At 67.3% G+C, this 8,062-nt stretch carries 5 protein-coding genes and 1 pseudogene; all 6 read left to right on the top strand.

The window, feature by feature from the left end; translation table 11 throughout:
* The first annotated feature begins 34 nt into the window (after nt 1–34).
* The gene (locus ACTZWU_RS15970) at nt 35–1,579 is read left to right on the top strand and encodes a sugar ABC transporter ATP-binding protein (RefSeq protein ID WP_444738355.1); all 1,545 of its coding nucleotides are present in this window, start codon (nt 35–37) and stop codon (nt 1,577–1,579) included.
* Nucleotides 1,563–2,564: an ABC transporter permease gene (locus ACTZWU_RS15975; RefSeq protein WP_444738356.1), complete on the top strand. Its 1,002-nt coding sequence runs from the start codon at nt 1,563–1,565 to the stop codon at nt 2,562–2,564. The genes ACTZWU_RS15970 and ACTZWU_RS15975 overlap by 17 nt, the downstream gene beginning before the upstream one ends.
* Before the next feature lie 15 nt (nt 2,565–2,579).
* Nucleotides 2,580–4,040: an iron-containing alcohol dehydrogenase gene (locus tag ACTZWU_RS15980; RefSeq protein ID WP_444738357.1), complete on the top strand. Its 1,461-nt coding sequence runs from the start codon at nt 2,580–2,582 to the stop codon at nt 4,038–4,040.
* Entirely contained in the window at nt 4,040–5,557 is a 1,518-nt protein-coding gene (locus ACTZWU_RS15985) for a xylulokinase (protein WP_444738358.1), read from the top strand. The genes ACTZWU_RS15980 and ACTZWU_RS15985 overlap by 1 nt, the downstream gene beginning before the upstream one ends.
* Nucleotides 5,544–6,476, top strand: a complete 933-nt coding sequence (locus ACTZWU_RS15990) for an HAD-IIA family hydrolase (RefSeq protein WP_444738359.1) — start codon at nt 5,544–5,546, stop codon at nt 6,474–6,476. Before ACTZWU_RS15985 ends, ACTZWU_RS15990 begins: the two co-directional genes overlap by 14 nt.
* A 593-nt stretch (nt 6,477–7,069) precedes the next feature.
* Nucleotides 7,070–8,062: pseudogene (locus tag ACTZWU_RS15995) on the top strand (IS3 family transposase); the annotation flags it as partial.

The following is an 8,062-nucleotide window of genomic DNA, read 5'->3' on the forward strand; positions in this document are numbered from 1 at the left end:
CCCGCGCCCTTTTCCCAACGTTCCGGAGGCTCTGATGCTTGATGCCGCTCCGCAGGAACGCGGCCTTGTCGTCCGCAACCTGTCGAAATCCTTCGGCCCGGTCCGGGTGCTCAAATCCATCGACCTGACGCTGGAGCCCGGTTCGGTCCTCGGCCTGATCGGCGAGAACGGCGCGGGAAAATCGACCTTCAACAACATCGTCGCGGGGGTGCTGCAACCGTCCGAAGGCCAGATCTGGCTGGACGGCCAGCCTTATCAGCCGCATTCGCCGTCGGACGCAATGGCGCGGGGCGTGGCGCTGATCCACCAAGAGATCCGCCTGCTGCCCGGCCTGTCGGTCGCCGAGAACCTGTTTCTGGGCCGCCTGCCGATGCGGGGTCCGGTCGTGGATCGCCGCCGGATGGAGGAGGAAAGCGACGCGATCCTTTCTGCGCTTGGGGTCAGGCTGGACCCGCGCCGCCCGGTGCGCGGCCTGTCGATGGCGGTTCAGCAAAGCATCGAGATTGCCAAGGCCCTGCTGCGCCGCCCGCGCTACGTCATCTTCGACGAGCCCACCGCCTCGCTTGGCGAGGCTGACGCCCAGTTGATCTTTCGCCAGATCGAGCGTCTGCGGGCCGAGGGGACGGGGATCATCTATGTCTCGCACCGGCTGGACGAGATCGGCGCGCTGGCCGATCACGTCGTCTGCTTCCGCGATGGCCAGAAGGTCGCCGACTGGTGCGACATGCCGGTCCCGCGGCAGGACCTGATCAACGCGATGGTGGGGCGCAAATTCGTCTTCGAACACCGCGCCCCCGCGCCCTGCGGCGAACGCATCGCGCTTAAGGTTACTGCACTGGGCCGCGGGGACGCCTTTGAGGATATCTCGTTCGACCTGCACGAGGGCGAGATCCTGGGCTTCGCCGGTCTGGTCGGCGCGGGCCGCACCGATGTCGTGCGCGCCATTGCGGGCGCCGACCGTGCCGACCGGGGCCAGATCGCGCTGGATGGCCGGGCGCTGCACATCATCACTCCGCGCGATGCGATCAATGCCGGGATCGTCATGGTCCCCGAGGACCGCAAGGGTCTGGGCCTCAACCTCGACCGGGCGGCCTCGGCCAACATCACCCTGCCATGGGAGGCGGGGCTGATGCGCGGCGGCATGATCCGGCCCGGCGATGTCGATGCGATGGGGCGCGAACAGCGCGAGCGGTTCGACATACGCGGCCGGATGGAATTGCCGGTCGGGTCCATGTCGGGCGGCAATCAGCAAAAGGTGCTGCTGGCGAAATGGCTGGTCCGCGATCCTCGCGTCTTCATCGTGGACGAGCCGACGCGCGGCGTCGATGTCGGCGCCAAGATGGCCATCTACCAGATCATCCGCGACCTGGCCGCCAGCGGCATCGCGGTGATCGTCGTCTCGTCCGAACTGGAAGAGGTGCTGGGCCTGGCCCATCGCGTGCTGGTCATGTCCGAAGGGCGCCAGACCGGCATCCTGACCCGCGACGAGGCCACCCCCGAACGCGTGATGGCCCTGGCCGTCGGCGCGCACCCGGAAACCCATCAGACCGAAAGGCCCGACCATGTCCGATCTGCATGACACGACCACCCGCCCCGCCGCGCGCAGCGACCGGACGGTCGCGGGTGCCGGACCGATGCTGCGCCGCGCGGCGGCGGCGGTTCCCGGCCCGCTCTGGGGGCTGATCCTTGTCTGCATCGTCTTCGCATGGGCCTCGCCCTTCTTCCTGACGACGCGGAACTTCATCAATATCTTCAGTCAGGTGTCCGAGATCGGCATCATGGCCGCAGGGGCGGCGCTGGTCATCATCATCGGTGGCATCGACCTGTCGGTGGGCGCGGTTCTGGCGGTCAGCCTGATGATCAACGCCTGGCTCTACCGCGATTTCGGCGTGCCCTTCGGCGTCTCGGCGCTGGCGGGGCTGGCGGTCGGCGCCTTTGTCGGGCTGATCAACGGGCTTCTCTCGACCTATGGCCGCATCCAGCCCTTTGTCGCGACGCTGGCCACGATGTCGGCCTGTTCGGGGATCGCGCTCTTCGTGACGAATGGCGGGCCGATCACCGGCTTTCCGGCATGGTTCACCAGTCTCGCCACGCTGCGTGTCTTGGGTGTGCCGCTTGAGCTGATCCTGCTGGTCGCGGTCTATCTGGGCGTCGCCTTCTGGCTGCGTTTCCGCCCGACCGGCCGCGCGCTCTACGCGATCGGCGGCAGCGAAGAGGTCGCGCGCTTGTCCGGCATCGACACGCAAAAGGTCAAGGTGCTGGTCTACATCATCGCGGGGACGCTGGCGGCGCTGGCCGGGCTGATCCTGGGGGCGCGGCTGGATTCGGCCCATCCCACGGCGGGGATCTCGGACCTGCTGTCGGTCATCGCGGTGGTGGTGATCGGCGGGGCCAGCCTTGCGGGCGGCTCTGGCGGAATGCTGGGCACGTTCATCGGGCTTCTCATCATCGGCGTCCTTCAGAACGGCATGGCCCTGCTGAACGTGTCGCCCAACCTGCAACCGGTGGTCATCGGCGTGGCGATCATCGTCGCGGTGATGCTGGACCGCCGGTCGCGTCACTGAGGAAAGGCAGCAATCATGGCCCTCGACCTGACATTGGGCGATCTGTCCCGCCTGGCCCGCATCCGAGAGGTGCTGGCCAAGAACGACCCGAACGGGCAATTCGCCACCCTCGACATGGCCGAGGTGCATATCTCGGATGACGCGCTCGACCGGCTGACCGAGGTGATCGACCGCCATCTGCACGCGGCGGGCCGCCAACCCTCGGCGGGAACGCAGGTGCGGATGATCGTCGATCCGGTGCTGATCCGCCGCAAGGGCCAGGATCTCAAGGCGCTGGTCATGGCGCGGCTGTCGGAGCGCTATGCGGCCAGCACCGTGGTGATGGATGACGGCCACCCGATCCTGCATGCGGACGAGACGATCCTGGACGCAGCCGCCGTGGCGTCCCACGGCGCGGATGTCATCGTCTCGGTCGGGGGCGGCACGATCACCGATGTCGCCAAGATCGCGGCCGAGCGCGCCGATGTGCCGGTCCATATCGTCGTGCAGACGGCCGCCTCGGTGGACGGCTTTACCGACAACTTCTCGGTCGTGCTGCAGAACGGCGTCAAGACGACGCTTCTGTCGCGCTGGCCCGAGGCCGTGCTGACCGACACCCATGTCATCGCCGAGGCGCCGCATTACCTCAACGCCTCTGGCTTCGGCGAGCTTCTGTCGATGTATGCCGCGCCGGGTGACTGGTATCTGGCCGCGCGGATGGGGATGGACCGCCGTTATGCGCCCGTCCTCCTGGACATGCTGGCCCTTTGCGGCGAGGGGATCGAGGATTGGTCCGGCGGCGTCGGACGGGGCGAGCCCGAGGCCTGCGCCCGTCTGGCCACCGCGCTGGCGATGCGCGGCATCGTCACCGGGGTCGGCGGCACCACGGCCTCGCTTTCGGGGATGGAGCATCTGGTCAGCCACATGCTGGACATGGTCGCGGGCGAATTGCACCTGCCCACCGGCCTGCACGGCGCGCAGGTCGGCGTCGGCTCGGTCATCCGCGCCGCCGCATGGGAGGAATTCCGCGACCGTCGCGCCGCCGAGGGCCTGCCCTTGGCGCGCCTGTTCGAGGCGCCGCCGGAAAGCCGCGTCACCAGCGCGTTTGAATGGCTGGACCCGACCGGCCGGATCGGCGCGGAATGCTGGGGCCGCTACGGCGCAAAGCTGGCCGCCTGGCAGGCCGCGCGACCCCAGTCCGAGGCTGCTCTGGCCGATTGGGCCGCGCTGGAGGCCGACCATGACCGGCTGTCCTTCGGCTCGCACGCCATCGCGCGCTATCTGCACCGCGCGGGCGCGCCGATGCGGCCCGCCGATCTGGACCCGGCACCCTCGGATCAGCGCATCCACTGGGTCACGGCGAACTGCCAGTTCATGCGCGAACGCTTTACCGTGGCCGACCTCTTGATGCTGGCGGGCTGGTGGGATGACGAGGGCGTGGCCCGCGTCCTTGCCCGCGCCGAGGCCGCCTGCGCCGCCGCCGAAAGGGCCGGGTGATGGGCGATCTGGTCCTTGCCGTCGATTGTTCCACCACCGCCGCCAAGGCCGTGGTCTGGGACATGCAGGGCCGCGCCGTCAGTCTGGGGCGGGCGGGCTTTGGCCACGCGGCGCCCCAGCCGGGCTGGGGTGAACAGGATCCCGTCGATTGGTGGACCGCCACCGTCGAGGCCATCGGCAAGGCCTGCCGCCAGATCGACACGTCGCGTCTGGCCGCCCTGTCGATCACCCATCAGCGCGAGACCTTCGTCTGTCTGGACCGTGCGGGCCATGCGCTGCGTCCGGCCATGCTGTGGCTGGACACCCGCGCCACCGACGAGGTCGCGCGCTACGGCAGCGAACGCACCCACGCCCTGACCGGCAAGCCGCCCAACACCGCGACCAGCTGGTTCAAGCTGCACTGGCTGCGCCGCCACGAGCCGCGCATCATCGAGGCGACCGCGCGGGTCGCGGATGTCCATTCCTATCTGGTCCACCGCCTGACAGGCGAATGGGCGACAAGCTGGGGCAGCGTCGATCCTCTGGGTGTGCTGGACATGCGCTCATTCGGGCTGGAAGCCGGGCTGATCGGCGATATCGGGCTGGATCAGGGCGTCTTTCCGCAGGTCCATGCGCCCGGCACCGTGCTGGGGCGGATGCGCCCTGACATCGCAGCGGAACTGGGCCTGACGCCCGGCCTGCCGGTCGTGGCGGGTCTGGGCGATGGGCAGGCGGCGGGTCTGGGCGCGGGTATCACCCGTCCCGGCGAAGCCTACCTGAACCTCGGCACCGGCATCGTCTCGGGGACGTTCAGCGCCGATTACCGGACCGACAGGTCCTTCCGCACCATGAGCGGGGGCGTGCCCGGCACCTATCTGCTGGAAACCTTCTTCGGCGGCGGCACCTACAACGTCACCTGGTTCACCGAGCGGTTCTCGGATATCGGCCCGCAGCCCTTCGGGCTGGACCTGATCCCCGAACGCATCCTTGAAGCCGCGGCCTCGGACCTGCCCGCGGGCGCCGAGGGGCTGCTGGCGCTGCCCTATCTGACCGGGGTGCTGACGCCCTATTGGGACAGCAACGCGCGGGGGGTGCTGTTCGGGCTGAGCCCGCGCCACGGCAAGGCCCATATCTTCCGCGCCGTGATCGAGGGGCTGGCGCTGGAACAACGTCTGTCCACCAGCGGCGCCGAACAGGCCATCGGCGCGCGGACCGAATGCTTCCGCCTGATGGGCGGCGGCACGCGCAGCGCGCTCTGGTGCCAGATCATGGCCGATGTTCTGGAACGCCCGGTCGAGATCGCCCGCGAGGCCGAGGCCACCTGCCTTGGGGCCGGGATGCTGGCGGCGGCGGGCGCGGGGCTTTACGGCTCGATCACCGAGGCCTCGTCCGAAATGAGTGCCACCGGCCGCACCTATCTGCCCGATCCGGGCCAGAGCGCGCGCTATTCCGACCTGTTCGAGGTCTATCGCGGCCTCTATCCTGCGCTGCAAAGCCATTTCACCCGCCTCAAGGACTTCCAGCATGAGCCTGCCTGACACCGCCCCGACCGCCCTGGCCGAGCGTTATCCCACCCTCACGCTGGACCGGGCCTGGGCGCGTTACCAAGAGGTGCGCGACCGGCTGCCTTCGGCCCCGCGACAGGGCGCGTGCCGCCCTGCCGCGTCCCTCGCCGAGGTTGCGGGCGATTATGACGGGTTCCTCTTCGACAGTTTCGGCGTGCTGAACGTCGGCGAAACGGCGATCCCCGGCGCGGCTGATTGCCTGTCCGCCCTGCGCAAGGCGGGCAAACGGTTCTGCGTGCTGACCAACGCCGCCAGCTACGGGGTCGAGACCGCCCTGGCCAAATATGCGCGGATGGGACTGGACGTGCGCCGGGCCGAGGTGATCTCCAGCCGCGACGTGGCGATGGCGCATCTGGACCGGGGCGTGATGTGGGGCGCGATCTGCGCCGCCGAGGACGGGCTGGCAGACCTGCCGGGGCAGGGCTTCGATCTGTTGGCGCCGGGGGCGGACTGGGCGCGGGCGGGGGGCTTTCTGTTCCTGTCCTCGATCCGCTGGAACGGCGACCTGCAGGACAGGCTGGTCGAGGCCCTGAAGGCGCGTCCCCGGCCCGTCATCGTCGGCAACCCCGATCTGGTCGCGCCGCGCGAAGAGGGGCTGAGCCTGGAACCCGGCTACTGGGCGCATGACCTTCAGGACCGCACCGGCATCGCGCCGCGCTTTTTCGGCAAGCCTTTCCCCGAGGCGTTCCGCACCGCCCTGAACCGGATGGGGCCGGGCCGTTACGCGATGATCGGCGACACGCCCCAGACCGACATCCTGGGCGGTCTGGCCGCCGGGATCGAGACGATCCTGGTCACGCGCCACGGCATCCTGGCCGGGCGCCCCGTCGCCCCCATGCTCAGCGATTGCGCGATCCTGCCCGACATGGTGATGCCCGCCATCGGCGACTGACCATCCTGACTTGTCCTCTCGCTGACGGCCTACGCCGCTGGATACCGCGCGATCTGCGCAAACGAGCGCGCGACGAACGCGACATGGGAAGGCGACCGTGGTCGACGTCATTGTTCGGGGCAGCACCAAGGCGGGTCTTGGATCAATCATGGGGACTTTTGGCCGCATGTGTCTCAAGTCACGATGCCAAGTGTTTTTTCATGCCTTAGTATCCACACGCAGGCCGGTTGTTCCGTCGTTGACCGATCACGGTTCCATCGGAGGCGGATGGGCCCGACATCGAAAGCACCTTTGCTCTCGGAAATAGTATTTAAGAGCAGATATTAAAGGGAATTCACCAAACCTGCGCGGTCATCAAGTCCGGATAATATCAACCGAAAGAGACCGCTTCCGAACCGTTTGGCGCAGCGGCAGTTGCTCAGCCCCACCCGCCTCAACACTCTTATAAAAAGCAAAACCCGGCCCGCAGCCGGATCGGGAGAACGCTTTTGCTTGGGCGACCGCCCGATCGGAGAGATCAGGAAACCTGAAGCCTGAATAGCCCCATGTTTCGTGGACGCGTTCTTCGCTAATTTTGAGGCAAGGAGGCCATGATGGGCACAGGTAATTTCACGGATCAGTTCAAGCGCGATGCGGTGGCGCAGATCACGGAGCGGGGCTACCCAGCCAGGGCAGTTTCGGCCAGACTGGGGGTTAGCACGCACTCGCTCTATGCCTGGAAGCGCAAGTTTGCGAAGGCGGTGTCGGGTGACACGGAGAAGGATGCCGAGATCCGGCGGCTGAAGCGGGAGTTGGCGCGGGTGTCGGAGGAACGTGATATCCTAAAAAAGGCCACCGCGTATTTCGCGAGGGATGCAAAGTGAGATACGCGTTCGTGGCCGAGCATCGGGGTCAGTTTTCGGTGCGGGCGATGTGCCGCTGCCTGCGGATCCAGCCGAGCGGGTTCTATGCGTGGCTGAAGGCACCGCTTAGCGCACGGGCACAGGAAGACAGGCGCCAGACCGAGCTACTGCGTAAGGCTTGGGCGGAGAGCGGTAAGGTCTATGGCTACCGCAAGTTGCATGACGATCTGATCGAACAGGGCGAGAGCATCTGTCCGAACCGCGTTTTCCGGCTGGCGCAGCTTGCGGGGATTAGGGCGCAGATCGGCTACAAGCGCCGCCCCGGCAGCTATGGCGGCAAGCCATCGGTCGTGGTCGACAACACCCTCGACCGGCAGTTTGATGTCGAGGCCCCGGACAAGGTCTGGGTGACCGATATCACCTACAGCCGAACGCAGGAGGGGTTCGCCTACCTCGCGGTGGTCATTGACCTGTATTCCCGGCGCGTGGTCGGCTGGTCGATGCAAAGCCGTCAGACGACAGATATCGTCCTGCAGGCCCTGCTCATGGCTGTGTGGCGGCGCAAGCCGAAGAACAAGGTGCTGATCCACTCGGATCAGGGCAGTCAGTTCACCAGCGTCGATTGGGCTGCGTTCTTGCGAGCCCACAATCTGGAGCATTCGATGAGCCGCCGTGGCAACTGCCATGACAACGCCGTCGCCGAGAGCTTCTTCAACCTGCTCAAGCGCGAGCGGATCAGGCGCA

It is taken from the genome of Paracoccus sp. NSM (genome assembly GCF_052379855.1).
Lineage (GTDB): Bacteria > Pseudomonadota > Alphaproteobacteria > Rhodobacterales > Rhodobacteraceae > Paracoccus.

What these genes read in the sequence shown, in the direction of transcription:
- ACTZWU_RS15970 (WP_444738355.1), top strand. Translation starts at nt 35, where the DNA reads ATGCTTGATGCCGCTCCGCAGGAACGCGGCCTTGTCGTCCGCAACCTG.
- ACTZWU_RS15990 (WP_444738359.1), top strand. Translation starts at nt 5,544, where the DNA reads ATGAGCCTGCCTGACACCGCCCCGACCGCCCTGGCCGAGCGTTATCCC.
- ACTZWU_RS15985 (WP_444738358.1), top strand. Translation starts at nt 4,040, where the DNA reads ATGGGCGATCTGGTCCTTGCCGTCGATTGTTCCACCACCGCCGCCAAG.
- ACTZWU_RS15980 (WP_444738357.1), top strand. Translation starts at nt 2,580, where the DNA reads ATGGCCCTCGACCTGACATTGGGCGATCTGTCCCGCCTGGCCCGCATC.
- ACTZWU_RS15975 (WP_444738356.1), top strand. Translation starts at nt 1,563, where the DNA reads ATGTCCGATCTGCATGACACGACCACCCGCCCCGCCGCGCGCAGCGAC.